This is a genomic window from Paraburkholderia sediminicola (assembly GCF_046026895.1).
In the GTDB taxonomy this organism is placed as follows: Bacteria; Pseudomonadota; Gammaproteobacteria; order Burkholderiales; family Burkholderiaceae; genus Paraburkholderia; species Paraburkholderia sediminicola_C.
This window is the reverse complement of sequence record NZ_JAQQEU010000036.1, coordinates 24,933-49,158: the sequence shown is the minus strand read 5'-3', so window position 1 is coordinate 49,158 and position 24,226 is coordinate 24,933. Positions and strand designations below refer to the sequence as shown.

At 64.2% G+C, this 24,226-nt stretch carries 22 protein-coding genes and 1 pseudogene; 7 read left to right on the top strand and 16 right to left on the bottom strand.

Annotated elements, in window-relative coordinates:
• Positions 1-39: 39 nt before the first annotated feature.
• A complete protein-coding gene (locus PQR02_RS23720; protein WP_408236684.1) occupies positions 40-705 on the bottom strand; it encodes a TetR/AcrR family transcriptional regulator in 666 nt (221 codons plus the stop codon).
• A gap of 156 nt (positions 706-861) precedes the next feature.
• On the opposite strand from PQR02_RS23720, the gene PQR02_RS23715 reads away from it, so the two are divergent.
• Positions 862-2,145 (top strand): MFS transporter, encoded by a 1,284-nt coding sequence (locus PQR02_RS23715; protein WP_408236681.1) that lies wholly within the window; start codon positions 862-864, stop codon positions 2,143-2,145.
• Between the two features lie 180 nt (positions 2,146-2,325).
• Entirely contained in the window at positions 2,326-2,919 is a 594-nt protein-coding gene (locus tag PQR02_RS23710; RefSeq protein WP_408236678.1) for a nitroreductase family protein, read from the top strand.
• Positions 2,920-2,973: 54 nt separating this feature from the next.
• On the opposite strand, the gene PQR02_RS23705 is transcribed toward PQR02_RS23710, so the two are convergent.
• Positions 2,974-4,446 carry an MFS transporter gene (locus tag PQR02_RS23705; RefSeq protein WP_408236675.1) on the bottom strand — a complete coding sequence of 491 codons (1,473 nt, stop codon included), beginning with the start codon at positions 4,444-4,446 and terminating at the stop codon, positions 2,974-2,976.
• A 187-nt stretch (positions 4,447-4,633) separates the two neighbouring features.
• On the opposite strand from PQR02_RS23705, the pseudogene PQR02_RS23700 reads away from it, so the two are divergent.
• Positions 4,634-5,880, top strand: a pseudogene (locus PQR02_RS23700) (Hsp70 family protein).
• Positions 5,881-5,993: 113 nt separating this feature from the next.
• Here the strand turns inward: PQR02_RS23700 and PQR02_RS23695 are convergent.
• Entirely contained in the window at positions 5,994-6,197 is a 204-nt protein-coding gene (locus PQR02_RS23695; RefSeq protein ID WP_007180251.1) for a cold-shock protein, read from the bottom strand.
• Between the two features lie 433 nt (positions 6,198-6,630).
• Between PQR02_RS23695 and PQR02_RS23690 the strand changes: the two genes are divergently transcribed.
• Complete coding sequence (locus PQR02_RS23690; RefSeq protein WP_408236672.1) at positions 6,631-8,226, top strand: APC family permease; 1,596 nt, start codon at positions 6,631-6,633, stop codon at positions 8,224-8,226.
• A 110-nt stretch (positions 8,227-8,336) separates the two neighbouring features.
• Here PQR02_RS23690 and PQR02_RS23685 read toward each other — a convergent pair whose 3' ends face one another.
• The 7 genes from PQR02_RS23685 to PQR02_RS23655 all read right to left on the bottom strand — a co-directional run bounded on the left by PQR02_RS23685 (position 8,337) and on the right by PQR02_RS23655 (position 14,526).
• Positions 8,337-9,122, bottom strand: a complete 786-nt coding sequence (locus tag PQR02_RS23685) for a DODA-type extradiol aromatic ring-opening family dioxygenase (protein ID WP_408236669.1) — start codon at positions 9,120-9,122, stop codon at positions 8,337-8,339.
• A 168-nt stretch (positions 9,123-9,290) separates the two neighbouring features.
• The gene (locus PQR02_RS23680) at positions 9,291-9,890 is read right to left on the bottom strand and encodes a UbiX family flavin prenyltransferase (RefSeq protein WP_408236666.1); all 600 of its coding nucleotides are present in this window, start codon (positions 9,888-9,890) and stop codon (positions 9,291-9,293) included.
• A gap of 44 nt (positions 9,891-9,934) precedes the next feature.
• Entirely contained in the window at positions 9,935-10,246 is a 312-nt protein-coding gene (grxD, locus tag PQR02_RS23675; protein ID WP_408236663.1) for a Grx4 family monothiol glutaredoxin, read from the bottom strand.
• Between the two features lie 122 nt (positions 10,247-10,368).
• Entirely contained in the window at positions 10,369-11,253 is an 885-nt protein-coding gene (gene prmC, locus PQR02_RS23670) for a peptide chain release factor N(5)-glutamine methyltransferase (protein ID WP_408236785.1), read from the bottom strand.
• A gap of 11 nt (positions 11,254-11,264) precedes the next feature.
• Complete coding sequence (prfA, locus tag PQR02_RS23665; RefSeq protein WP_408236660.1) at positions 11,265-12,347, bottom strand: peptide chain release factor 1; 1,083 nt, start codon at positions 12,345-12,347, stop codon at positions 11,265-11,267.
• A gap of 122 nt (positions 12,348-12,469) precedes the next feature.
• Entirely contained in the window at positions 12,470-13,756 is a 1,287-nt protein-coding gene (gene hemA / locus PQR02_RS23660; protein ID WP_408236657.1) for a glutamyl-tRNA reductase, read from the bottom strand.
• 47 nt (positions 13,757-13,803) lie between these two features.
• A complete protein-coding gene (locus PQR02_RS23655; protein WP_408236654.1) occupies positions 13,804-14,526 on the bottom strand; it encodes a response regulator transcription factor in 723 nt (240 codons plus the stop codon).
• Positions 14,527-14,730: 204 nt separating this feature from the next.
• On the opposite strand from PQR02_RS23655, the gene PQR02_RS23650 reads away from it, so the two are divergent.
• From PQR02_RS23650 to PQR02_RS23640, 3 genes are read left to right on the top strand one after another with little or no spacing between them, the layout of a single operon-like run.
• Positions 14,731-14,985 carry a hypothetical protein gene (locus PQR02_RS23650; RefSeq protein ID WP_408236651.1) on the top strand — a complete coding sequence of 85 codons (255 nt, stop codon included), beginning with the start codon at positions 14,731-14,733 and terminating at the stop codon, positions 14,983-14,985.
• A gap of 19 nt (positions 14,986-15,004) precedes the next feature.
• Positions 15,005-16,819 carry an aminopeptidase P family protein gene (locus tag PQR02_RS23645; protein WP_408236648.1) on the top strand — a complete coding sequence of 605 codons (1,815 nt, stop codon included), beginning with the start codon at positions 15,005-15,007 and terminating at the stop codon, positions 16,817-16,819.
• Positions 16,820-16,850: 31 nt separating this feature from the next.
• Complete coding sequence (locus tag PQR02_RS23640; protein ID WP_408236645.1) at positions 16,851-17,474, top strand: HAD family hydrolase; 624 nt, start codon at positions 16,851-16,853, stop codon at positions 17,472-17,474.
• Between the two features lie 66 nt (positions 17,475-17,540).
• Here PQR02_RS23640 and PQR02_RS23635 read toward each other — a convergent pair whose 3' ends face one another.
• The 6 genes from PQR02_RS23635 to ugpA form a co-directional block, all read right to left on the bottom strand.
• Positions 17,541-18,662, bottom strand: a complete 1,122-nt coding sequence (locus PQR02_RS23635) for a DUF748 domain-containing protein (RefSeq protein WP_408236642.1) — start codon at positions 18,660-18,662, stop codon at positions 17,541-17,543.
• A gap of 368 nt (positions 18,663-19,030) precedes the next feature.
• Complete coding sequence (gene ettA, locus PQR02_RS23630; protein WP_408236639.1) at positions 19,031-20,698, bottom strand: energy-dependent translational throttle protein EttA; 1,668 nt, start codon at positions 20,696-20,698, stop codon at positions 19,031-19,033.
• A gap of 251 nt (positions 20,699-20,949) precedes the next feature.
• Positions 20,950-21,255: a DUF3761 domain-containing protein gene (locus PQR02_RS23625; protein ID WP_408236636.1), complete on the bottom strand. Its 306-nt coding sequence runs from the start codon at positions 21,253-21,255 to the stop codon at positions 20,950-20,952.
• Between the two features lie 54 nt (positions 21,256-21,309).
• Entirely contained in the window at positions 21,310-22,398 is a 1,089-nt protein-coding gene (locus PQR02_RS23620; protein WP_408236633.1) for a sn-glycerol-3-phosphate import ATP-binding protein UgpC, read from the bottom strand.
• Positions 22,399-22,481: 83 nt separating this feature from the next.
• A complete protein-coding gene (ugpE, locus tag PQR02_RS23615) occupies positions 22,482-23,327 on the bottom strand; it encodes a sn-glycerol-3-phosphate ABC transporter permease UgpE (protein WP_408236630.1) in 846 nt (281 codons plus the stop codon).
• On the bottom strand, positions 23,324-24,208 hold the full coding sequence (gene ugpA / locus PQR02_RS23610; RefSeq protein ID WP_149673065.1) for a sn-glycerol-3-phosphate ABC transporter permease UgpA: 885 nt from the start codon (positions 24,206-24,208) through the stop codon (positions 23,324-23,326). The genes ugpE and ugpA overlap by 4 nt, the downstream gene beginning before the upstream one ends.
• Positions 24,209-24,226 lie beyond the last annotated feature (18 nt).

Genomic DNA, 24,226 nt, shown 5'->3' with positions numbered 1-24,226 from the left:
CGCCGCGATTTGCGTCCAGCGCAAAACTGCCGGGTCAAATCACGCGACTCGGGTCACTTCCTGCGCGGCCCCGCTGCACGCGGCGGCGATCAACTGCGCGGCGACCTTCGGCGCGGCCAGAATGGGCCCGCATCCCGGACCGTAGGTCTGACTCGCGGCATACACGCCCTCGATCATCAAGCCGAGCGCATTCGCAAGCGCCTCCGGGTCATCGGCGCCCGCCGCGGCCGCCAATTCGGTGAGGCGCGCCATCAGGCGCTGCTTGTTGCGGAACACGAACTGCCGCGCCGGATGCGCGGTGTCGGGAAACTCCACAGACGCGTTCACGAAAGGACAGCCCCGATAGTCGTCGATCGACGCGCGCACCGCGAGGTCGTCGAAATACTGTTGAAGCTGGCGCGCCGGTTCGCCCGGATGTTTGGCGAAACTCTTCTCCACGTAGCCGAAGAACTGCTCGTCCTTTTGCTCCAGATAAGCCATCACCAATTCGTCCTTCGACGAAAACTGGCGATACAGACTCATCTTGTTCACGCCGGCGCGCTCGACCACGGCGTCGACGCCGACTGCGCGCACGCCCTCGCGATAGAACAACTCGCTGGCGGCGCGCAGCAAATTCTGCTGCGCCTGCGGTCCGGCTGTCTGCGCGCTGCGCGCACGCCGCGCCGGAGCCTCGCCGGTAGGCTTGAGGGTTTCGCTGTCGGACATGATGGCCACCTGAATTGAACTGACGCCTTGACATGTTACCGACCAGTAACTAATATCGCAACACCATTGTGACTGATCTGTCACAAGTCTTTTACGCGAACCGTAATGATACGAACGACGGAAGCCCGCGGTGGCCAAGCGTCGACTGGAGAATCAATGAACTGGGCAGCGAGACTGATTCGCGGACGCTTCCACTATGGCTGGCTGACCGTCGCGGTGGTGTTTCTGGTACTGCTGGCGGCGGCCGGCACGCGCGCCACGCCGAGCGTGATGATGGTGCCGCTCGAGCATCAATTCGGCTGGAGCCGCGCGACGATCTCGCTGGCCATATCCGTGAACATCGCGCTGTATGGGCTGATGGGGCCGTTCGCGGCGGCGGCGATGCAGCGCTTCGGCGTGCGTCCCACGCTGCTAGTCGCGCTCGGCACGATGGCCGCGGGCGTGGCGCTGTCGTCGCTGATGACGCATCCGTGGCAGATGGTGCTGATCTGGGGCGTGATGGTCGGGGGCTCCACGGGCGTGGCGGCGCTGTCGTTGTCGGCGACCGTGGTGACGCGCTGGTTCACGACCCGCCGCGGCCTCGTCATGGGCATTCTCACGGCGAGTTCGGCCACCGGCCAACTGGTGTTCCTCCCGATGCTTGCGGCCATCGCCGAGCATTACGGCTGGCGCCAGGTCGTGTGGGTAGTCGCGCTCGCGGCGGCGATCGTGATTCCGCTGGTCGCGTTCCTGTTGCCGGAGCGCCCGGCGGACATGATGCTGCGCCCGTATGGCGAACCGCACGACGCACCTGTCACGAACACCGTCACCAAACAGAATCCGCTCGCCATTGCGTTCGGCACGCTCGCGATGGCGAGCAAGACGCGCGATTTCTGGCTGCTGTTCTTCAGTTTCTTCATCTGCGGCGCGAGCACCAACGGCTATGTCGGCACCCATCTGATCGCCATGTGCGGCGACTATGGCCTGAGCCAGGTGCAGGGCGCGTCGCTGCTCGCCGCGATGGGCATCTTCGATCTGTTTGGCACGACATTGTCGGGCTGGCTATCGGACCGCTTCAACAGCCGCCTGCTGCTGTTCTGGTATTACGGTCTGCGCGGCTTGTCGCTGATGTATTTGCCGCACGCGTTCGGGATCGACTTCTTCGGCCTGCCCCTGTTCGCCGTTTTCTACGGGCTCGATTGGATCGCCACTGTGCCGCCGACCGTGCGTCTCGCGACCGACGTGTACGGCAAGGAATCGGCGCCGGTGGTGTTCGGCTGGGTGGTCGCGGGCCACCAGCTCGGCGCGGCGTTCGCGGCGCTCGGGGCGGGCATGCTGCGCGCGAGCCTAGGCACCTATACGGTGGCGTCGATGATTTCCGGCGGTTTGTGCCTTGTCGCCGCAGTGATTGTGTTGCGGATCAACCGGCCGGCGAAGGTGCCGGAGCCGCAAGCGGTATAAGCCTCGCGCGCACAAGCTCGACGAAGCAACACCCCACGGCCCCGCACAAGGGCCGTTTCCTTTTGCAGCCTGTGCGAAAACAAACTGCTCGCTTGTTGGAGCGCGTGCCCCGAAGCCCGGTTATGCTATGTGACCGCGGGCAACCGCCCGGCGATCATGAATTTCGACCGAGAGAAGCGCATGACCAACAAACCCGCCCCTACCGAAGTTGCCATTCACGAGCTGATTGCTGGCCGCTGGAGCCCGCGCGCGTATTCGAGCGAGCCGGTCAGCCGCGAGCATCTGCGTTCCGTGCTCGAAGCGGCACGCTGGGCGCCGTCTTCGTACAACGCGCAACCGTGGCGCTTTCTTGCATTCGATCGCAGTGTCGACGAGGTTTCGTTCAAGCAGGCTTTCGCGACGCTGGTGCCGTTCAACCAGGGCTGGAATTCGCGCGCGCCGGTGCTGATCGCCGTGACCGTGCACACCCTCACCAGCAAGGGCGAAGTGAATCGCTGCGCCCAGTACGACGCGGGCGCCGCCGCCATGGCGCTGGTATTGCAGGCGCATGCGCTCGGACTCGCCGCACATCAAATGAGCGGTTTCGACCCGAACGCGTTCCGCACGTCATTCGCGCTGCCGAACGACGTCGACGCCATCGCGTTCATTTCGCTCGGCCATTACGGTGAGATCGACAAGCTGGATCCGGTGCTGCGCGAGCGTGAGAAGTCGGTGCGCCAGCGCGCGCCGCTGACGGATATCGTCTACGGCGGCGGCTGGAAAAAAGCCTTCTGAGCGGCTTGCCGCGCTCGATGCAGAGCAAAACGCGCGGCGTCGCCCGCGCGTTTTTTATTCCGCGCCGTCCGCGACGCTCGACAGCGGCGTCGCCACATGTTCCAGCGATTTCCGCTCCGCATCCACGCCCCAGATCGCCGCGACCACGGCCGCCACGAGCATCAGCCCGGACCCCACCAGATAGCCCAGGAACACTTCGCTGCGCTGCTGCGTGTCGATCAGCCGACCAAAGAACGCTGGCCCGACAATCCCGCCGAGCGCCGTGCCGAACGCATAAAAAACCGCAATCGCCAGCGCGCGGATTTCGAGCGGAAACGATTCGCTGACCGTCAGATACGCCGAGCTCGCCGCCGCCGACGCAAAGAAGAAAATCACCATCCAGGCAATCGTCTGCGTGACGACCGTGAGCAACTCCTGTTCGAACAGATAGCCGCTCAGTGTCAGCAGGATGGCGGACATGCCGTAGGTCGCCGCGATCATCTTGCGTCGTCCGATGACGTCGAAGAGCCGGCCGAGCAGCAGCGGGCCGAGAAAGTTGCCGAGCGCGAAAGGCAATAGATACCAGCCGATGTGATCGCCCGGCACCTGATAGAAATCGGTGAGCACGAGCGCGTAGGTGAAGAAAATCGCGTTGTAAAAGAACGCCTGTGCGGTCATCAGCGTCAGGCCCACCAGCGCGCGGCGTCGATGCACGTTGAAGAGCGTGTGGAAGACCTCGCGCAGCGGTGTATGCGCGCGTGCGCGCAGCCGCAATCGCGTGAGATCGTCAGACAGCGCGTGGCCTTTACGGTGAAAACGCGCCTCGATGCCTTCGACGATCGAGCGCGCGTCGCGCTCATCACCGTGCGTGAGCAGCCAGCGCGGGCTTTCGGGCACCCACATGCGCATCGGCAAAATCCCCAGCGCCAGCACCGCGCCGATAAAGAAGCACGCGCGCCAGCCCCAGTCGGCCGGCAGCAGGTGCGGATCGAGCAGCACCAGCGAGCCGGCCGCGCCGAGGCCGGCACCCACCCAGAACGTGCCGTTGATGCCCAGATCGGTCCAGCCGCGCACCCGGGCCGGCGTGAATTCCTGAATCGTCGAATTGATTGCCGTATATTCGCCGCCGATCCCCGCGCCGGTCAGGAAACGAAACAGCAGGAAGCTGCCCAGATTCCACGAGAACGCGGTCGCCGCGGTGGCGGCGAGGTAGAGCGCGAGCGTGATGAAAAACAGCTTGCGCCGGCCGAGCCGGTCGGTCAGCCAGCCGAAGCCGAGCGCGCCGAGCACCGCGCCGGCAATATACGCGCTGCCCGCGAGACCCACGTCAGCGTTGGAAAAGTGCAACGCCGGGCTAGATTTCAACGCACTCGCGACCGCGCCCGCCAAGGTCACCTCCAGACCGTCGAGCAGCCACGTCACCCCTAGCGCCACCACGATCAGCGAGTGAAAGCGGCCCCACGGCAGCCGGTCGAGCCGCGAGGGCAGGTCCGTTTCGATCAGAGTGGTCTTTTTAGCTTGAACAGCGGCAGTCGGGGGCGCGCTCATTGCTTGAAGTCTCCTCAATCCAGAATTTGGCGGCGTATCCTGTTGAAAACAGCAATATTCGTTCCGTTGATCGACATATTGCAATGCCGCGGCCTTCGTGAGAGCGTAAGTTGATGCTGATCGAACTTTCGTGTTACAAAGCCGCTCCCCTTTCTGTCCGCGCCACCCGTGAGCGGCGATTCCTGCCATGAACTATTGCGCGATCGACTTCGGTACTTCCAACTCGGCCGTGGCCGTGCCTGACGGCGCTGTGCTGAAGCTCGCGCCGGTCGAGGGTGCCTACACGACGCTGCCCACCTCGGTCTTTTTCAATACCGATGAAGACACCCGCGAATTCGGGCGGGCGGCGCTGGCGGCCTACATCGACGGTTTCGACGGCCGGCTGATGCGCTCGATGAAAAGCATTCTCGGCTCACCGCTCGCCGAAACCTCCACGGATCTGGGCGACGGCTCCGCGATCAAGTACACGGAGGTGATCGCGATTTTCGTCGATCACCTGAAGCGCTCGGCCGAAATGAGCGCCGGCGGCCCGATCAATCGCGCGGTGCTAGGGCGCCCGGTGTTTTTCGTCGACGACGACCCGCGCGCCGATCAGATGGCGCAGCAGCAGCTCGAAGCCGCCGCGCGTTCGGTCGGTCTGCGGGAGATTCACTTTCAGTATGAGCCGATCGCGGCCGCCTTCGACTACGAATCGCATCTGACCGAAGAGGGGCTCGTGCTGGTGACATCGGCGGCGGCACGTCGGACTTTTCGCTGGTGCGCGTCGGGCCGGAGCGGATGAAGCGCGTGGAGCGCAAGGACGATGTGCTGGCCCATCATGGCGTGCACGTCGCGGGCACGGACTTCGACCGCCGCGTCGAACTGACGACGATCTTGCGCGAACTCGGCTATCAGTCGCTCGATCCGGAAGGGCGCGAAATTCCGAACCGGATCTATTTCGACCTGGCCACCTGGCACTTGATCAATACGGTTTACGCGCCGAAGCGGGTTAGCGAACTCACGCTGATGCGCCACCTGTTCACCGAGGTCAAGCACCACGATCGTCTGATGCGCGTCGTGGAACGCCGCCTCGGCCACGCGCTGGCGGCCCATGCGGAAGAGGCGAAGATCGGCGTGGCGGCGGGTGGTGAGACTTTGATCGATCTCGACGAAGTGGAAGACGACCTGCGCCTCGCGTTCGACGAAGCCCAGCTTATCAAGGCCGGACACGAGGAAACGCAGCGCATCGTGCAGGCGGCGCGCGACACGGTCCAGGCGGCCGGCGTCGCGCCGCGCGACGTCGGCGCGATTTACTTCACGGGCGGCTCGACGGGTTTGGCGTTTCTGTCGGGCGCGTTGGCGGCGGCGTTTCCGGATGCTAAAGCGGTATTCGGCGATCGCCTCGCCAGCGTCGCAACGGGACTCGGCATTCACGCGCGCCGTTTGTTCGGATAACCAACAATTAATCGGCCGCATACTGCGAAGTTAATCCGCGCATTCAATTGCGACGGATATAAAAAAACCCCGCCGAGGCGGGGTTTTTTTGCGTCCTGAAGGAAGCGTATTGCTTACACCGGCTTGATGTTAGCAGCTTGCTTGCCCTTCGGGCCCGTCTTCACTTCAAACGTAACCTTTTGGTTTTCTTGCAGCGTCTTGAAGCCTTCCGTGCGGATTTCCGAGAAATGCGCGAACAGATCTTCGCCACCGCCGTCCGGCGTGATGAAGCCAAAGCCCTTTGCGTCATTGAACCACTTGACGGTACCGGTTTCCATATTACTTGTTCCTAAAGATGGTAAATAAGGCCGAAGCCCAGAGGGTGCATGAAAATCAAGGAAGGGGGTAATGGGACCAACCGGAGTACCGTTGATGGGCGAACTACGAAAGACCAATTCACTCGCCGCTTGAAATCCTGCCCGAACGTTATACGGCCATTTTCAGAGAAGGTCAACACTCTCCCTCGAATCTTTGCGAATTTTTGACTGATAGGTGCGATTTGTGCTTACAAATCTTTCTGTTTGTCCGAAATTTAACCAGGGAGAACCCTTGGTTTCGCTGCAGCGAGACGGTGCAACCGTTAAACTACGCGCCGCGCGTCGGTTGCACCTATCTGGAATGGTCCGTCGCGCATGCATGCGCGTCACCCGTCTCCCAACGCCACAAGCGATGTCACGCGGTGCCGACATGGTTTCTGATACAGGAGAAGATGTGAAAAGTTCTATACAACGGAACATCGGACCGTTCGCGCTATTGCTGACCGGCCTGGGTTCGATCATCGGGTCGGGCTGGCTGTTCGGCGCGCGGAAGGCTGCAAAAATTGCCGGCCCGGCCGCCATTTGCGCATGGGTCATCGGCGCGATCGTGATTCTCGCGATCGCGTTGACCTACGCGGAACTCGGCGCGATGTTCCCCGAATCCGGCGGCATGGTGCGTTACGCGCGCTATTCGCACGGTGCGCTGGTCGGCTTCATCAGCGCGTGGGCCAACTGGATCGCCATCGTTTCGGTGATTCCGATCGAAGCGGAAGCGTCCATTCAATATATGAGTACGTGGCCCTATCCGTGGGCGCATGCGCTATTCGTCGGCGGAACGTTGACCACGAACGGGCTCTTGCTGTCCGCCGTGCTCGTGATCATTTACTTCCTGCTCAACTACTGGGGCGTCAAGCTGTTCGCGCGCGCCAATTCGGCGATCACGATTTTCAAGTTCCTGATCCCCGGCGCGACGATCCTCGGTTTGATGCTGACGGGCTTCCACAAGGAAAACTTCGGCGAAGTGAGCACGTTCGCGCCCTACGGCTGGTCCTCCGTGCTGACGGCGGTGGCGACGAGCGGCATCGTGTTCGCGTTCAACGGCTTCCAGAGCCCGATCAACCTCGCCGGCGAAGCGCGCAATCCGGCGAGGAGCGTGCCGTTCGCGGTGATCGGCTCGATCCTGCTCGCCCTGGTGATTTACGTCCTGCTGCAAATCGCGTATATCGGCGCGGTGAACCCGAGCGACGTAATGAAGGGCTGGAGCCAGTTCAACTTCGCATCGCCGTTCGCGGAACTCGCGATCGCGCTGAACCTGAACTGGCTGGCGATCCTGCTGTATGTCGACGCATTCGTCAGCCCGAGCGGCACCGGTACGACCTATATGGCGACCACCACCCGCATGATCTACGCGATGGAGCGCAACAACACGATGCCGAAGATGTTCGGCAACGTTCACCCGTTCTATGGCGTGCCGCGTCAGGCGATGTGGTTCAACCTGTTCGTGTCGTTCATTTTCCTGTTTTTCTTCCGCGGCTGGAGTTCGCTGGCGGCGGTGATTTCGGTCGCCACCGTGATCTCGTACCTGACGGGTCCGATCAGCCTGATGGCTTTGCGCCGCGCGGCGACCGACCTGGAGCGTCCGCTGCATATCGCCGGGATGAAGCTGATCGCGCCGTTCGCGTTCGTGTGCGCGTCGCTGATCCTGTACTGGGCCAGGTGGCCGCTCACCGGCGAAATCATTCTGCTGATGGTCGTCGCACTGCCGGTGTACTTCTACTTCCAGGCAAAGTCGGGTTTTGCCGGCTGGGGCCGCGATCTGAAGGCGGCATGGTGGCTGGTCGCTTACCTGCCGATTATGGCGATCCTGTCGCTGATCGGCAGCAAGGAGTTCGGCGGCTTCGGCATCCTGCCGTACGGCTGGGACATGCTGGTGGTGATCGCCTTCTCGCTGGTGTTCTACTACTGGGGCGTGAACAGCGGCTACCGCTCGGAATACCTGGAAGAGCGTCAGACGCACGACGAAGTGCTCGAAGGCATTGCCGTGCATTAAGCGCCGCGCTCCGTATGTCAGCCGGATCGCGGTTTGGTCCGGAGGTAAAAAGCCCGCCGGAGTTGTTTGCTCAGGCGGGCTTTTTTTCGTCACTGCGTGGTGGTGCAGGGTCAGGCGGTGCCGAACACGTAGTTCGTCATCGCGAGCGAGCGCTGGTAGGTGCCGAGCGACTGGATCGCCAGCGAATAGTCGTCGTCCGCGGCGCCCAGTGCGGCGAACACCGGCAGCAGATGCTCGTCGGTCGGATGCATCAGCACGGCGTGCGGGGCCTGGCGCCGATAGTCCAGCAGCGCGTCGACGTCGTGCGCGGCGAGCTTCGTCTCGAACCAGTCGGTGAATTCGGTGACGCGCGGGTCGGCATCCTCAGGGCGCGCGGAGAAGTCGGCGGCGCGCAGGTTGTGCGTGATCTGGCCGGAGCCGATCACCATCACGCCGTCGTCTTTCAGCGCGCGCAGCGCGCGGCCCACGCGGAAGTGGTGTGCGGCGTCCCTGCGCGGCTGGATCGACAATTGCGCGATCGGTACGTCCGCATTCGGGAACATCAGCAGCATCGGCACCCACGCGCCGTGATCGAGTCCGTGCGGCTGAACGTCCGCGAGGATGCCGCTTTCGCCGAGCAGCGCGGCGGCGCGGCGCGCGACCTCGGGCGCACCTGGCGCCAGGTACTGGATTTCATACAGCTGACGCGGAAAGCCGTAGAAATCGTGGATGGTTTCCGGCGCCGTGGCGGTGCTCGCCAGCGGCTCGGCGGTGCCCCAGTGTGCCGACAGCATCAGCACGGCTTGCGGACGCGGCAGTTGGGCGCTCAGCGCGCCGAATTCCGCGGACGGCATCGACGGGTCGATCGGCAGCGTGGGCGCGCCGTGGGAAAGAAAAAGCGAGGGTAGACGGGTCATGGCAGCAACGCGGCCCAGAGGGCGCAGCGCAGAGGTGGGATTGCTTCCACTATAGGCTCACACTGTCGTTTGATAAACGGGCGAAAACAGAATTGATTGCGTCGCAGTCGTTGTCAATTCCCATGGCGCAACCTGTGCGCGCCTTGCCAAGGAACCTTGCCTTGCGCGTTACTCCTGAGCGCCGCGCAACCCCGCCCACGCGGGCGACAAAGCCGGCCCTAGCGCGAACAGATCCAGCACGCGCGCGACGGTGTGATCGACCATCTCGTCAATCGACGCAGGTTGGTTGTAGAACGCGGGCAGCGGCGGGAAGATCACGCCGCCCATTTCGGTGACGGCGGTCATATTGCGCAGATGCGCGAGATTGAACGGCGTTTCGCGCACGAGGAGCACGAGACGGCGGCGCTCCTTCAGCGTGACATCGGCCGCGCGCGTGATCAGATTGTCGGAGAGGCCGTGCGCGACGCTCGCGAGCGTCTTCATCGAGCAGGGGGCGACCACCATGCCGTCGGTGGCAAACGAGCCGGACGCGATGCTCGCGCCGACATCGCGCACCGAATGGACGACATCCGCGAGCGGATGCACGTCTTCTTTGCTCAACTGAAGTTCGTGCTGGATATTGAGCCAGCCTGCGCTCGAAATCAGCAGGTGGCTCTCGACGCCGCCAAGCCGGCGCAACGTCTCGAGCAACCGGATGCCGTAGATGGCCCCGGTTGCGCCGGTGATCGCGACGATCAGCCGGCGTGGCGTCGCTGCGCGTGTTTCCATGGCTCGCGGCGCCTCGATGATGCGGATACGCGGACCGCGGCCGCTCAGGCCGATGCGAACAGTTGCTGCAGTTCGCCCGATTCGTACATTTCCATCATGATGTCCGAGCCGCCGATGAATTCGCCCTTCACGTAGAGCTGCGGAATGGTCGGCCAGTTCGAGAACACCTTGATGCCCTGGCGGACTTCGTCGTCTTCGAGCACATTGACGGTTTTCATTTCACCGACGCCGCACGCTTTCAGAATCTGGATAGCGCGGCCTGAAAAGCCGCACATCGGGAACTGGGCGGTGCCCTTCATGAAGAGGACGACGTTGTTATCGTCGACGATTTGCTTGATGCGTTGTTGCGTATCCATGACTGACCTTGCGGTTCCGTGATGTGTAGGGAATAGGCTGAAATGATAGCGGATTTCGCTACGCCTGGCCGACAGACGTCTTGTCCGTGTGCCGACTGTGGGTATTCAGATCATCCAGCAGGCTAGCCGCCGAACCTGCCGCCGCTGATTCGCTCGATACCGGCGAGATCCCGTTCCGAGCATACCTGCGCGAAACCCTGCGCGGTGAGCAGCCCGCGCACGGCTTCAGCCCGGTCGTAGCCGTGCTCGATCCACAATGCGCCGTTCACGGCGAGGCGTGCGGGTGCGCCGGCGACGATCGTGCGGATCGCGCTGAGGCCGTCGGCTTCGTCGGTCAGCGCGCCGCGCGGCTCGAAGCGCAGATCGCCTTCCGACAGATGCGGATCGCCGCAGGCAATATAGGGCGGATTGCTGACGATCACGTCGAAGCGCAGCGCGGCGTCGAGCGAGTCGTACCAGTCGCTTTGTTCGAGCGCGACGGCGCCGCCCGGGCGTTTCGCATCCAGCAGGCGAGCGGCGTTGCGCGCGGCCACCGCCAGTGCTTCGGCGGAACGGTCGAGCGCCCATACCTGCGCGTCGGGCCGGGTCGCCGCAATCGCCACGGCAATCGCGCCGGTGCCTGTGCCAAGATCGAGCACGCGGGGTCGCGAGAGGCTTTCTAGTGTGCCCAGCGCGGTTTCGACCAGCAATTCGGTTTCTGGACGCGGAATCAGCACGTGCGGCGTGACTTCGAAATCCAGACCGAAAAATTCCCGCGCGCCAACCAGTTGCGCGACCGGTTCACCCGCCTTCCGCCGCGCTTCCAACGCCAGGTAGCGCTCGACGTTCGCGCGTTCGAGCGGTTCGTCGCTGCGTGTGATCAGCTGCGTGCGCCGCCAGCCGAGCACGTGCGTGAGCAGAATCCGCGCTTCTAACGGCGGCAGCGACGACGCGCGCAACAGCGCGGCGGGCGTGGCCGAAGGCTCCGGGGCGGCCGGACTGGCCGGGTTGTCTGGCGTGGCGGGCATCATCGGCGGTGTTAATCCGCGTCGCCCAGCGAGGCCAGCAATTCGGCCTGATGCTCGCTGACCAGCGCGGCGATCAGCTCGTCCAGATCGCCGTCCATGATCGCGTCGAGGCGATACAGCGTCAGATTGATCCGATGGTCGGTCATACGCCCTTGCGGGAAGTTGTACGTGCGAATCCGCTCCGAACGGTCGCCGGAGCCGATCAGGCTCTTGCGCGTAGCGGCTTCCTTCGCCTGCTGCTCGTGCGACTGCTTGTCCTTGATGCGCGCGGCGAGCACCTTCAGCGCGCGGTCCTTGTTCTTGTGCTGCGAGCGGTCGTCCTGACATTCGACGACGATGCCGGTCGGCAAGTGCGTGACGCGCACTGCGGAGTCGGTTTTGTTGATGTGCTGGCCGCCCGCGCCCGACGCGCGGAACGTATCGATCCGCAGATCGGCGGGATTGATCTCGACTTCGCCGATTTCGTCGGCTTCCGGCATCACCGCGACCGTGCAGGCGGACGTGTGGATGCGCCCTTGGGTTTCGGTGGCCGGCACGCGCTGCACCCGATGGCCGCCGGATTCGAACTTGAGCTTCGAATACGCGGCCTCACCGGCGATCCGCACGATCACTTCCTTGTAGCCGCCGAGATCCGATTCGCTCGCCGACATCATCTCGACCTGCCAGCGATTGCGCTCGGCAAAGCGCAGGTACATGCGCAGCAGATCGCCCGCGAACAGCGCGGACTCGTCGCCGCCCGTGCCCGCGCGGATTTCGACGAAGATGTTGCGCTCGTCGTTCGGGTCTTTCGGCAGCAGCATTTTCTGCAGCTCGGCGCCGAGCTTGTCCATGCGCTCGCGCGACGCGCGGATTTCCTCTTCCGCGAAGTCGCGCATCGACGTATCCGCCAGCAGTTCCTGCGCGGTTTCCGCGTCGTTCATTGCGTGGCGCCATAGCGCGTAATGCTCGACCACCGGTCCAAGCTCGGCATGTTCGCGGGTGAGCTTGCGGTATTGGTCGAGATTCGAGGTGATGTCCTCGCGGCTCAACAGGTCGTTCAGTTCGGCCAGCCGGGTGGTGAGCTGGTCGAGCTTGCGTTGCATGCTCGTTTTCATCGGACGGGTTTCGGAGCGGGCTCCGGCAAGGACAGCGACTAGGGAAGGGGGCGGATGCCCGGAACGGAAGCACGTCGCGCGCCACTTGCGGGCGGCGCGGCCGCGCGGCGCTGAGTGCGCCGCTAACGCTCGGTGGAACCGGAGTGCTTGTAGAAACCGCTCATCAGTTCGATGAGCGTGTCACGGTTCTCGCTGCTCGCGCGGTTGAGCGCGTGCGTGGGCCCGTGGATCAGCTTGTTGGTGAGCGCTTGCGACAACGCTTCGAGCACCGCTGCCGGATCCTCGCCACGCGCGAGCATTTTCTGCGCGCGTTCGACTTCGGCGCGGCGCAGCACGTCGGCCTGCGTATGCATGTGGCGGATGACCGGGACGATGCTGCGCGCGTCGAGCCACTGCATGAAATTCTGCACGCGCGTTTCGATGATCGCCTCGGCCTGCGCGACCGCGGCTTGTCGTGACGCATTGCCTTCGCGGACGATCGCGCCGAGGTCGTCGACGGTGTACAGAAACACGTCTTCGAGCTGGCCGGCTTCGGGTTCGATATCGCGCGGAACCGCCAGGTCGACCATGAAGATCGGCCGGTGACGGCGAGCCTTGACCGCTCGCTCGACCGCGCCGAGGCCGATGATCGGCAACGTGGACGCGGTGCACGACACGATGATGTCGAACTCGTGCATCCGCGCCGGCAGTTCCGACAGCGGAATGGCCCGGCCGTTGAAGCGCTCGGCGAGCCGCGAGCCGCGCTCGGCGGTGCGATTGGCGACCACCAGCTCGCGCGGGTGCTGCGCGGCGAAGTGCGTCGCGCACAATTCGATCATTTCGCCCGCGCCGATGAACAGCACGCGCTGATTCGAAATCTTGTCGAAAATGCGCTGCGCGAGCCGCACCGCGGCCGCCGCCATCGAAACCGACTGGGCGCCGATTTCGGTCGTGCTGCGCACTTCCTTCGCGACGGCGAAGGTGCGCTGGAACAACTGATTCAGATAGGTGCCGAGCGCGCCGGCTTCGGACGCGGTGCGCACCGCATCCTTCATTTGTCCGACGATTTGCGTCTCGCCCAGCACCATGGAATCGAGCCCCGACGCGACGCGGAATGCATGGCGCACCGCTTCGGACTGCGGCAGCGCGTACACGTGCGGCGCCAGTTCGTCGATGCGCAGGTTGTGATATTTGGAGAACCACTGGACCGCGGCTTCGCGCGCGGCCTGGTCGTCGGTGGCGCAATAGAGCTCGGTGCGATTACAGGTGGAGAGAATCGCCGCTTCCGGCGCGGTGCGGGCCGTGTGGCCAAGCCAGACGCCTTTGAACGTGTCCAATGCAGGCTTGATCTGTTCGAGCGGAAACGCCACGCGTTCGCGCAAGGCGACAGGCGCAGTGTGGTGATTGATTCCGATCGTGAGAAGCTGCATTTTGGGGAGCTATGGTTTGACCCATTATTATAGCGTTTCCACGATTCTTACATCTTTGAGGCGTCCCCCTGCGCCGCGGCGTCCTGTGGGATGGCGTCGAGCTGATAGCCGTAGCCGTAGACCGGCGTCAGGCTATAGCCCAGTTCGGGGCGCAGCTGCAGTTTGCTGCGCACGCGCGACGCGTGCGTGTCGATGGTGCGCGACTTCACGTCGCGGCGGCGGGCCCACACGGTTTCGAGAATATGCGCGCGCGACACTGGGCGCGCCAGATTGTTGAATAACATCAGCGCCAGCCGGAATTCTTTCGGGGTCAGGATCACCGTCGTCTGGCGGTAGGTGAGGGCGAAGTGCGCCGCGTCGAACGCATAGCCGCCGATGATGTCGCGCCGCCGGTTGGCCGGCCGCCGCAGGCCCGCGCGACGCAAGAGCGCGTCGATCCGGGCCAACATTTCCGGGCCCCGCACCGGTTTGCTCAGGCAGTCGTCGGCGCCGGCGTGCAGTGCGGCGACGATCTGGCTCTCGCGCGGGGCCGACATCAGCACGATGACCGGCAGGCTTGGCAGGATCGAGCGCGCGCGCGGGATGACGTCTTCGGCCGGGCGGTCGCCGGCCCAGTTTTCGGCGATCAGAAGGTCGAAGAATTCGTCGTTGGCGCGAAGCAGGAATGCCGCGCTGGTGGTGAAATGCTGGCACACATGGCCGCCGGCGAAGATCAGCCGGTCGACCAGTTTGGCGTGTTGGACGTCCGGTTCGATGAGGGCGATTCGCATAGTCGGCTTCAGGGTGGCGACGACTGGGAGCCGGCTTGTCCGTGAGGCCTGCCCAGCTTGCCTAACATCACCCCGACCCCCTAAACTCAACCGCTATGCGGAAAGCGCCGCGCTGAACTTCAAAGTTAATGAGAAAAAAATGCTAGCTGTCCTCAACCCTTGCGCCTATCAGACAGATCTGAAAATGCGCGGGGTCGCTCGCTAATGGGGTGGCCCGGCATTATCGTGTTGGGGGTGGCAATCGGTTTCGCGGGGTGGTGGTTCCATCCGCTGCGCCGTGCGAGCCGCGCCCGCTGGTGGATGGCGCTGCTCGCCGGCGCGCTCGGCGCGGTGGTTGCTCGCATGGGCGGCAACGTGACAGGTCTCTTTCATGACGGCGATACGCTCGAATGGCCGGTATGCACCGCCGTCGCGCTGATCGCCGTTGCCGCGACGGTCGGCTTGCTTTCCCGTCGATAAATATTTGCAGGTGACACCGATGAATGCCCGACTCCCCGAAACTTCCTCCATTCCCGAACGCCTCGCGAGCTTGCGCAGCGCGATGGCGCGCGAAGGCGTGGCCGCCTATCTGGTGCCGTCCGCCGACCCGCATCTGTCCGAGTATCTGCCTGAGCGCTGGCAGGGACGCCAGTGGCTGTCCGGCTTCACCGGTTCGGCCGGCACACTGGTCGTCTCCGCCGACTTCGCGGGCGTCTGGACGGACAGCCGCTATTGGGAGCAGGCCAACGCACAACTGGCCGGCACCGGCGTTCAGCTGATGAAGATGACCGGCGGTCAGCAAACCGCACCGCATGTCGACTGGCTCGCGCAGAATGTGGCGGCGGGCGGCACGGTCGGCGTGGACGGCGCCGTGCTCGGCGTGGCGGCGGCGCGGGCGTTGAGCGAGGCGCTCAGCGCGCGCGGCGTGCAACTGCGCACCGACGTCGATCTGTTCGATGCAATCTGGCCGCAGCGTCCATCGCTGCCGGCTGCGGCCGTGTTCGAACACGCCGCGCCGCATGCGAGCGTCGACCGTGCGGCAAAGCTCGCGCGGATTCGCGAGGCAATGGCGGACAAGGGCGCGCAATGGCATTTCGTCTCCACGCTCGACGACCTCGCGTGGCTGCTGAATCTGCGCGGCGCCGACGTCAGCTATAACCCGGTGTTCGTCGCGCACGCGTTGATCGGCGTCGATCGCGTGTCGCTGTTCGTCGCCGACGGCAAAGTGTCGTCGGAACTGGCCGACTCGCTGTCGCGCGACGGCATCAGCGTCGAGCCGTATGCGAAGGCCGCGGACGCGCTCGCCGCGCTGCCCGCCGGCAGCACGCTGCTGATCGACCCGCGCCGCATCACCTACGGCTCGCTGCAATCGGTGCCGCCGACGGTCAAGGTGGTCGAAGCCGTCAATCCGTCCACCTTCCTCAAATCGTGCAAGACCGCGGCGGAAGCCGAGCATGTGCGCGCGACCATGGAACAGGACGGCGCGGCGCTGGCCGAATTCTTCGCGTGGTTCGAAAGCGCGTTGGGCCGCGAGACTATCACCGAGCTGACCATCGACGAACGCCTGACGGCCGCGCGCGCGCGTCGTCCGGGCTTCGTGTCGCTGAGCTTCGCGACGATCGCGGGCTTCAACGCGAACGGCGCGATGCCGCACTACCGCGCCACCCAGGAAGCGCATTCGGTGATCGAGGGCAACGGCCTGTTGCTGATCGACTCCGGCGCGCAGTATCTGAGCGGCACCACCGACATCACGCGCGTGGTGCCGATCGGCACGCCGAGCGACGCGCAGCGGCGCGATTTCACGATCGTGCTCAAGGGCACGATGGCGTTGTCGCGCGCGCAATTCCCGCGCGGCATCCGCTCGCCGATGCTCGACGCGATCGCCCGCGCGCCGATCTGGGACGCCGGCGCCGATTACGGCCATGGCACCGGTCACGGGGTAGGCTACTTCCTGAACGTGCACGAAGGGCCGCAGGTGATCTCGCATTACGCGCCGGCCGAACCGTGGACCGCGATGGAAGAGGGGATGATCACGTCGGTCGAACCGGGCATCTACCGGCCGGGCAAGTGGGGCGTGCGGATCGAAAATCTCGTGCTGAACGTGCCGGCCGGGAAGACCGAGTTCGGCGACTTCCTCAAGTTCGAGACGTTGACGCTGTGTCCGATCGACACGCGCTGCCTCGACCTGTCGCTGCTGCGCGACGACGAGCGCGCGTGGCTCAACGCGTATCACCAGACGGTGCGCGCGCGGCTGTCGCCACATGTGTCCGGCGACGCGAAAGCGTGGCTGGAGTTGCGCACGCAACCCATCTGAGCACGGCAACGACCTGGCTAACGGAGAGCGCATGGCGATCAAGGCAGTGGTGTTCGATTTCGGCGGGGTGCTGATCGACTGGAGTCCCGAGTATCTGTATCGCGAGCTGATCCCGGACGAAACCGAGCGCCGCTGGTTTCTCACCCACGTCTGCTCGATGGACTGGGTGATCCGCCAGGACGGCGGCCAGCCGATCGTCGAGGCGACCGACGAGCTGATCGCGAAGTTTCCGGATCACGAAGCACTGATCCGCGCGTTCTACGAGCGCTGGCACGAGATGGTGGCCGGCGTGCTGGACGACGGCGTCGCGCTGATGGAAAAGCTCGAAGCCGCCGGCGTGCCGCTGTTCGGGCTGACCAACTGGTCGGCGGAGACCTTTCCGTATGCGTGGGAGCATTACCCGGTGTTGCGGCGGTTTCGCGACATCGTCGTGTCGGGGCGGGTGAAGCTGGTGAAGCCCGATCCGGCGATCTTCGCGGCCATGCGCGAGCGGATCGACGCGCAATTGCCGGGCATTGAGCCAGCCGAGCTGGTTTTCATCGACGACAACGCGAAGAACGCGCAAGCCGCGACGGCGCTCGGATGGCAGGGCGTGCATCACACGAGCGCTGCTCAAACCGAAGCGAAGCTGCGCGAATTGGGCTTGCCGGTTTGAGGGTTCTGTCAGGTTGAGTGGAATACGAGCGCTCGCGGTTTGCGCGGCCCCTGTTTTGCGCGCCGCTTACTGACCCAGCAGATTCTTCAACGCGTTCCCGAGTCCCTTCACGGTCTCCCCGGCGCCTTTGGCCACGTCTTCGACGCTCACGCCTAGCGCCTTCGCGAAGCCGGCGCCGATGCGCGTCATGATGCCGTCCCGCACCGAGAATTTCGGGTCGCGCAGATCTCCGTCCAGCACAAAGTGCAGGGTGATGTCGCCGTTGTGCGACTTGAGCGCTGCGACCGCCGCCTTGGTCGGAATCGACAGGAAGGTATCGAGCGGATTGCCGCTGTCGGCGAGTTGCAGATTGTGGACCGTCACCGTGCCGGGTGCGTGCAACCGATAGTTGCGCACCGTCGACTCGACCGTCAGATCGACCGTGCCGCCCGTCACCTGCGTCCTTCCACCGGCCTTTTTCAGCAGATACGGATCGAGCGTCACCACATCGACGCCGTGCAGTTTGCTGGTGGTCTGCGAATCCCGGCTGGCGATCTTGATCCAGCCGCCGAACGATACGGTGCCGGTGTGCGTCGGGCCTTTGATCGAGCCGCTGACGCTGACCCGCGTCGGCTCGCTGAGCGCTGGCAACTGCAGATTGTCGACGCTCGCGTTGGCGTTGCTGACCGTCACCTTGAACGCGGGCGGGCCGACGGTCATGTCGTAGAAATGGAAGTTGCCCTGCTCGAAGCTGATGTGATCGACCTGCTTATCGCGCGAAACGGGCGCGGCCAGGCCGCTGGCTTCTTCATCGGTGCGGTTCAGCGATTCGCGCAGATTCGGCAGCAGGTTGAGCGAGCCGTCCTTCGTGCGCAGCACGGACATGTCGAAGCCACGCACCACCACGCTGCGAATATGCATGCGGCGCGCGAGCAGATCGTGGATGTCGGGAGTGACGGTGATCTCGTCGGCCCGCAGCGGGGCGCCGGCCGGCCAGTTGGGCGGCGATTTGAGCTGTACGTTGGTGAGATGAACCGAGGTCAGGCCGACGTCGATGCTCCCGGCGCTGCCGAGCGGCCCGAGCGCCGCGGCCACGCGCTCCTTGACCTGCTGCTGCGCAAACCGCAAGCCGCCGATCGTCACGACGATCAACACCAGCAACACGCCGCCCACGACGACGATCCAGCGCTTGCCTTTCGACATCGCCATGCTTGCCTCCTCGTCACCACTTTCGCGGTGGGCTGTGACTGGCAATTGCGAGCGCTGGCCTCGCGCACGCGGTGCTGGCGGAACGGCTGCGTTCCGCGGAACGACGAGATCTATCACAAGGTGGCACGCAATGCGTGTGCCCTGACACGCGTTGCGCCCATGCCGTTTATTCCGTTGAGGCCAGGCGTGTGCGGCGTGTGCCATGGCCTGAACAACGACCAGCGAGACTATCGGAAGAGCGACATGGAAACGGCTGACTACCGGGCCGGCGAACGACGGTTTCAGCGGCGCCGCAGAGATGGACCAGCAATGCGGAACAATAAAGCGCGGCCCGTTCCCAACCCACAAGAACAGGCCGCCACTTCGCCTTAACGCGTAATCGGCTTGTAACGCAGACGCTTCGGACGCGCCCCTTCTTCACCGAGACGCGCGCGCTTGTCCGCTTCGTATTCCTGGTAATTGCCGTCGAAGAACGTGATTTGCGAATCGCCTTCGAACGCGAGGATGTGCGTCGCGATCCGGTCGAGGAACCAGCGATCGTGCGAGATCACCAGCACCGAGCCCGCGAATTCCAGCAACGCGTCTTCGAGCGCGCGCAGCGTTTCGACGTCGAGGTCGTTCGACGGTTCGTCGAGCAGCAGCACGTTGCCGCCCGCGATCAGCGTCTTCGCCAGATGCAAACGGCCGCGCTCGCCGCCTGACAGATTGCCGACGATCTTCTGCTGATCGCCACCCTTGAAGTTGAAGCGGCCGATGTACGCACGCGACGGCGTTTCGTACTTGCCAACCGTCAGCACGTCCGCACCGCCGGAGATTTCTTCGAACACGCTCTTCGAGCCATCGAGCGCGTCGCGGCTCTGGTCCACGTAAGCGAGCTTGACGGTCGGGCCTTGCACGATCTCACCCGAATCCGGCTGTTCGCGGCCGGTCAGCATGCGGAACAGCGTCGACTTGCCGGCGCCGTTCGGCCCGATGATGCCGACGATCGCGCCCGCCGGAATCTTGAAGCTGACGTCGTCGAGCAGCAGCCGGTCGCCATACGACTTGCTGACGTTCTTGAACTCGATCACTTCATTGCCGAGACGATCGCCGACCGGAATGAAGATTTCCTGCGTTTCGTTGCGCTTCTGGTAGTCCTGGCTGTTCAGTTCCTCGAAGCGGGCGATACGCGCCTTCGACTTCGCCTGACGGCCCTTCGGATTCTGGCGCACCCACTCCAGCTCCTTCTTGATCGCCTTCTGACGCGCCGATTCCGACGATTCTTCCTGCTTCAGGCGCTCTTCCTTCTGATCGAGCCAGCTGCTGTAGTTGCCCTTCCATGGAATGCCGTGGCCGCGGTCGAGTTCGAGAATCCACTCGGCGGCGTTATCGAGGAAGTAGCGGTCGTGGGTCACGGCGACGACGGTGCCCGGGAAGCGCGTGAGGAACTGTTCGAGCCAGTCGACCGATTCCGCGTCCAGGTGGTTGGTCGGTTCGTCGAGCAGCAGCATGTCCGGCTTTTCGAGCAGCAGCTTGCACAGCGCGACGCGGCGCTTTTCGCCGCCTGATAGATGCTCGATCTTCGCGTCCCAGGCCGGCAGGCGCAGTGCGTCGGCGGCGATTTCGATCTGCTGCTCGGCGCTGCCGCCGTCCGACGTTGCGAGGATCGCTTCGTACTTCGCCTGTTCGGCGGCGAGCGCGTCGAAGTCGGCGTCCGGCTCCGCGTAGGCCGCGTAGATTTCGTCGAGCTTCTTCTGCGCGTTGAATACGTCGCCGAGGCCTTCCTCGACCGCTTCACGCACCGTCTTGGTCGGATCGAGCTGCGGTTCCTGCGGCAGATAGCCGATGTTCAGGTTCGGCATCGGCGTGGCTTCGCCTTCGATGTCCTTATCCACACCGGCCATGATGCGAATCAGCGTCGACTTGCCCGAGCCGTTCAGGCCGAGCAGGCCGATCTTCGCGCCGGGGAAAAACGACAGCGAGATGTCTTTCAGGATTTGACGCTTGGGCGGCACGATTTTGCCGACCCGGTTCATGGTGAAAACGTATTGGGCCATTTGCTTGCAATAGACGTTGACGACGCCGGCCGCGCGGGGGCGGGCAGTCGTGGGTGGATGGGTAATCGGTGTTGAGGCCGGGCGGAGTGCCCGGCGCCGGCCGGCGCGGCGTCGAGTTCAACGACGCGCCGCGCGCGGGCGGCTGGTTCAGGTGGCATTGTACTTCGCGGGGCGGGTGGGACGGCAGATGGCGGCTAAAGGCGTTGGCGCAGGGCGTTCCGCGCGCCCGCTTTCGTGGACTTCGTCGACGCTCAGCGCCATTCGGCGACGCCGCCATGCCGCGAGCACGTGCCGCTGTGATGACGGCTGAAGCTGTAGGTGCCGTCACGGCAGTGTGCGGTCGCGCGTTGGGGCACGTTGCCTGACAGCGAGCGGGCCGGCGCATGCACGGTGTTGCCGTCGTGATTGGTGTAGGTGTTGTGATTGCTGAGGTTCGCTTCGTCGGGCGACGCGCCATCGGCGACATACGCGAACGCCGGCGCCGACGACACGCTGAACAGCAGCGCCACGGCCATGGCCGCATGGAAGCGAACGCTGTTGAGCGCGATGCCTGCCATGGTTTTTCTAGTCGTTGTTATTCGTACCGACCGGGCATGTGCTTCGCCTCGGTCTCAGTTCGCGCGCCGTCCCGTCGCCGGATCGAAGAAATGCAGATGCCGCGCCGGCAGCGCCACTTGCAGCAAGTCGCCCGCCGCCGGCCGATGCGCGTGCGGCAAGCGCACCGTCACGTCGTGTTTGCCCCAGCGGCCGTGCGCTAGATTGTCCGCGCCGAGCAGTTCGCACGAGTCGACGGTGAGCGTTGTGTGCGCGGCGTCCGCCTGCTGCGGGCTCATATGTTCGGGGCGAATCCCGAGCGTCCACTCGCGCCCCTTGGCGACTTCGCGGCCGATCGACGCCATGCCCGTCAGCGGCAGCTTGGGACCGTTGCCGGCGACATCGAACGTCGCGCCGTCATCCGACACGCGGCCTTCGAGCAGATTCATCCCCGGCGAACCGATGAAGCTCGCGACGAACATCGTGGCCGGCCGCTCATAGACCTCGGTCGGCGCGCCGATCTGTTCGGCGTGGCCCTTGTTCATCACGATCACGCGCTGCGCCAGCGTCATCGCTTCGATCTGATCGTGCGTCACGTACAGGCTCGTGGTCGCGAGGCGCGCGTGCAGGCGCTGGATTTCGAGGCGCATCTGCACACGCAAACGCGCGTCCAGATTCGACAACGGCTCGTCGAACAGAAACACCGCCGGCTCACGCACGATCGCGCGGCCCATCGCGACGCGCTGCCGCTGGCCGCCGGACAACTCGCGCGGCTTGCGTTGCAGCAGCGCTTCGAGTTCGAGAATCTGCGCGGCGGCCCCTACGCGCTTTGCGATCTGCGCGCGCTCGACGCCCGCGATCTTCAGCGCGTAGCCCATGTTCTCGGCCACGCTCATATGCGGGTACAGCGCGTAGTTCTGGAACACCATCGCGATGTTGCGGTCCTTCGGCTCCAGCGCGTTGACCACTTTGCCCGCGATCGAGATGTGCCCGTCGGAGATGCGTTCGAGTCCGGCGACCATCCGCAGCAACGTGGACTTGCCGCAGCCGGACGGGCCCACCATCACGACGAACTCGCCGTCGGCCACGTCCACGTCGATCCCGTGCAGTACGAACTGTTTGCCGTCGTAGGTTTTTTTAACGCCTTGCAGAGTCAGTGCAGCCATGCCGTTTTAGCCTTTCGTTGCTTGCCGCGCTCGCGCGGTGTTGGGTATTCCGATGTCTGAAGAAGCTCGCCGGGCGACGCGGATTACTTCTCCGAATCCACCAGCCCGCGCACGAACCAGCGCTGCATCGTCAGCACGACGGCGAGCGGGGGCAGCATCGCGAGCAGCGTCGCGGTCATCACGAGATGCCATTCGGTCGCGGTGTCGCCGGACGCGATCATGCTTCTGATGCCGACCACGGCAGTGGTCAGCGACTGCTGGCTCGTAATCAGGATCGGCCACAGATACTGATTCCAGCCGTAGATGAACGTGATCACGAAGAGCGCCGCCATGTTCGTCTTGGACAGCGGCAACACGACGTCCCAGAAGAAGCGCATCGCGCCCGCGCCGTCGATGCGCGCCGCTTCCATCAATTCGTCCGGCAGCGTCATGAAGAACTGGCGGAACAGAAACGTCGCGGTGGCCGATGCGATCAGCGGCAACGTCAAACCGCTGTACGTATTGCTCAGATGCATCGACGACACGACCTGCACAGTCGGGAAGATCCGCACTTCGACCGGCAGCATCAGCGTGACGAAGATCAGCCAGAACGCGAACGTGCGAAACGGAAAGCGGAAGAACACGATCGCGTACGCGGAGATCATCGACACGGCGATCTTGCCGATCGAAATCACCAGCGCCATCACGAGGCTGTTGAACAGCATGCGCCCGAATGGCGCCGCCGCATTGCCGCTGCCGTGCGACCAGACGGTCGCGATGTTCTCGAACAGATGCGTGCTCGGCACGAGCGACAGCGGCACCGTGAACACTTCATGCTCGCTCATCGTCGCCGCGCAGAACGCGACGTACACGGGAAACACCACCAGCGCGACGCCGAGTATCAGCACCGCGTGGCAGAAGAGGTCGAAACCGCGGCGGTTCTCGATCATGAGTATTGAACCCGGCGTTCGATGAAGCGGAATTGCACGACCGTCAGCGCGACGACGATCACCATCAGGATCACCGACTGCGCGCCCGAGCTGCCGATGTCGAGCCCCTGGAAACCTTCGGCGAAGATCTTGTAGATCAGCGTGCGGGTCGCTTGCGCGGGGCCGCCGCCGGTGGCGGCGTCGATCACGGGGAAGGTGTCGAAGAACGCGTAGGTGATGTTGATCACCAGCAGGAAGAAACTGGTGGGCGACAACAACGGCAGCGCGATGCCGAAGAAGCGCCGCACCGGACCAGCACCGTCGATCGCGGCCGCTTCGATCAGCGAGCGCGGGATCGCCTGCAAGCCCGCATAGAAGAACAGGAAGTTATAGCTGACCTGTTTCCAGACCGACGCGAGCACCACCAGAAACATCGCCTGGCCGGCATTCAACGCGTGATTCCACACGATGCCGTACTTCGCCAGCGCGTAGGTGACGAGGCCGATGCTCGGGTTGAACAGGAAGGACCACAGCACCGCGGCGATGGCGGGCGCGACCGCATAAGGCCAGATCAGCAGCGTCTGGTAGGTCTTCGCGCCGCGCGTCACGCGATCCGCGCAGACCGCCAGCAACAGCGAGATCACGAGCCCCGACACGGTGACGAGCGCGCAGAAGATCAGCGTCGTATTGAACGACGACAGATAAAGCGGATCGGCGAGCAATTGCCGGAAGTTCGCGAGCCCGACGAATTCGCTCGACGTGCCGAACGCATCCTGGCTTTGGGTGGATTGCCAGAGCGCCTCGCCGGCCGGCCACAGGAAGAACAGCAGCGTGATCGCGAGTTGCGGCGCGACGAGCAGATAGGGCAGCAGGCTGGTGCCGAAGCTGGAGCGCTTTTCCATCGAGGATTCCAAGGTTGG

Excerpts from the sequence above, each read along its gene's own strand:
- PQR02_RS23640 (WP_408236645.1), top strand. The coding sequence starts at position 16,851 with ATGGCGATCAAGGCAGTGGTGTTCGATTTCGGCGGGGTGCTGATCGAC.
- PQR02_RS23695 (WP_007180251.1), bottom strand. The coding sequence starts at position 6,197 with ATGGAAACCGGTACCGTCAAGTGGTTCAATGACGCAAAGGGCTTTGGC.
- grxD (WP_408236663.1), bottom strand. The coding sequence starts at position 10,246 with ATGGATACGCAACAACGCATCAAGCAAATCGTCGACGATAACAACGTC.
- PQR02_RS23655 (WP_408236654.1), bottom strand. The coding sequence starts at position 14,526 with ATGCGAATCGCCCTCATCGAACCGGACGTCCAACACGCCAAACTGGTC.
- PQR02_RS23715 (WP_408236681.1), top strand. The coding sequence starts at position 862 with ATGAACTGGGCAGCGAGACTGATTCGCGGACGCTTCCACTATGGCTGG.
- prfA (WP_408236660.1), bottom strand. The coding sequence starts at position 12,347 with ATGAAAACGAGCATGCAACGCAAGCTCGACCAGCTCACCACCCGGCTG.
- hemA (WP_408236657.1), bottom strand. The coding sequence starts at position 13,756 with ATGCAGCTTCTCACGATCGGAATCAATCACCACACTGCGCCTGTCGCC.
- PQR02_RS23710 (WP_408236678.1), top strand. The coding sequence starts at position 2,326 with ATGACCAACAAACCCGCCCCTACCGAAGTTGCCATTCACGAGCTGATT.
- PQR02_RS23685 (WP_408236669.1), bottom strand. The coding sequence starts at position 9,122 with ATGACCCGTCTACCCTCGCTTTTTCTTTCCCACGGCGCGCCCACGCTG.
- PQR02_RS23680 (WP_408236666.1), bottom strand. The coding sequence starts at position 9,890 with ATGGAAACACGCGCAGCGACGCCACGCCGGCTGATCGTCGCGATCACC.
- PQR02_RS23635 (WP_408236642.1), bottom strand. The coding sequence starts at position 18,662 with ATGGCGATGTCGAAAGGCAAGCGCTGGATCGTCGTCGTGGGCGGCGTG.
- PQR02_RS23625 (WP_408236636.1), bottom strand. The coding sequence starts at position 21,255 with ATGGCAGGCATCGCGCTCAACAGCGTTCGCTTCCATGCGGCCATGGCC.
- prmC (WP_408236785.1), bottom strand. The coding sequence starts at position 11,253 with ATGCCCGCCACGCCAGACAACCCGGCCAGTCCGGCCGCCCCGGAGCCT.
- PQR02_RS23620 (WP_408236633.1), bottom strand. The coding sequence starts at position 22,398 with ATGGCTGCACTGACTCTGCAAGGCGTTAAAAAAACCTACGACGGCAAA.
- PQR02_RS23720 (WP_408236684.1), bottom strand. The coding sequence starts at position 705 with ATGTCCGACAGCGAAACCCTCAAGCCTACCGGCGAGGCTCCGGCGCGG.
- ettA (WP_408236639.1), bottom strand. The coding sequence starts at position 20,698 with ATGGCCCAATACGTTTTCACCATGAACCGGGTCGGCAAAATCGTGCCG.
- PQR02_RS23645 (WP_408236648.1), top strand. The coding sequence starts at position 15,005 with ATGAATGCCCGACTCCCCGAAACTTCCTCCATTCCCGAACGCCTCGCG.
- ugpE (WP_408236630.1), bottom strand. The coding sequence starts at position 23,327 with ATGATCGAGAACCGCCGCGGTTTCGACCTCTTCTGCCACGCGGTGCTG.
- ugpA (WP_149673065.1), bottom strand. The coding sequence starts at position 24,208 with ATGGAAAAGCGCTCCAGCTTCGGCACCAGCCTGCTGCCCTATCTGCTC.
- PQR02_RS23650 (WP_408236651.1), top strand. The coding sequence starts at position 14,731 with ATGGGGTGGCCCGGCATTATCGTGTTGGGGGTGGCAATCGGTTTCGCG.
- PQR02_RS23705 (WP_408236675.1), bottom strand. The coding sequence starts at position 4,446 with ATGAGCGCGCCCCCGACTGCCGCTGTTCAAGCTAAAAAGACCACTCTG.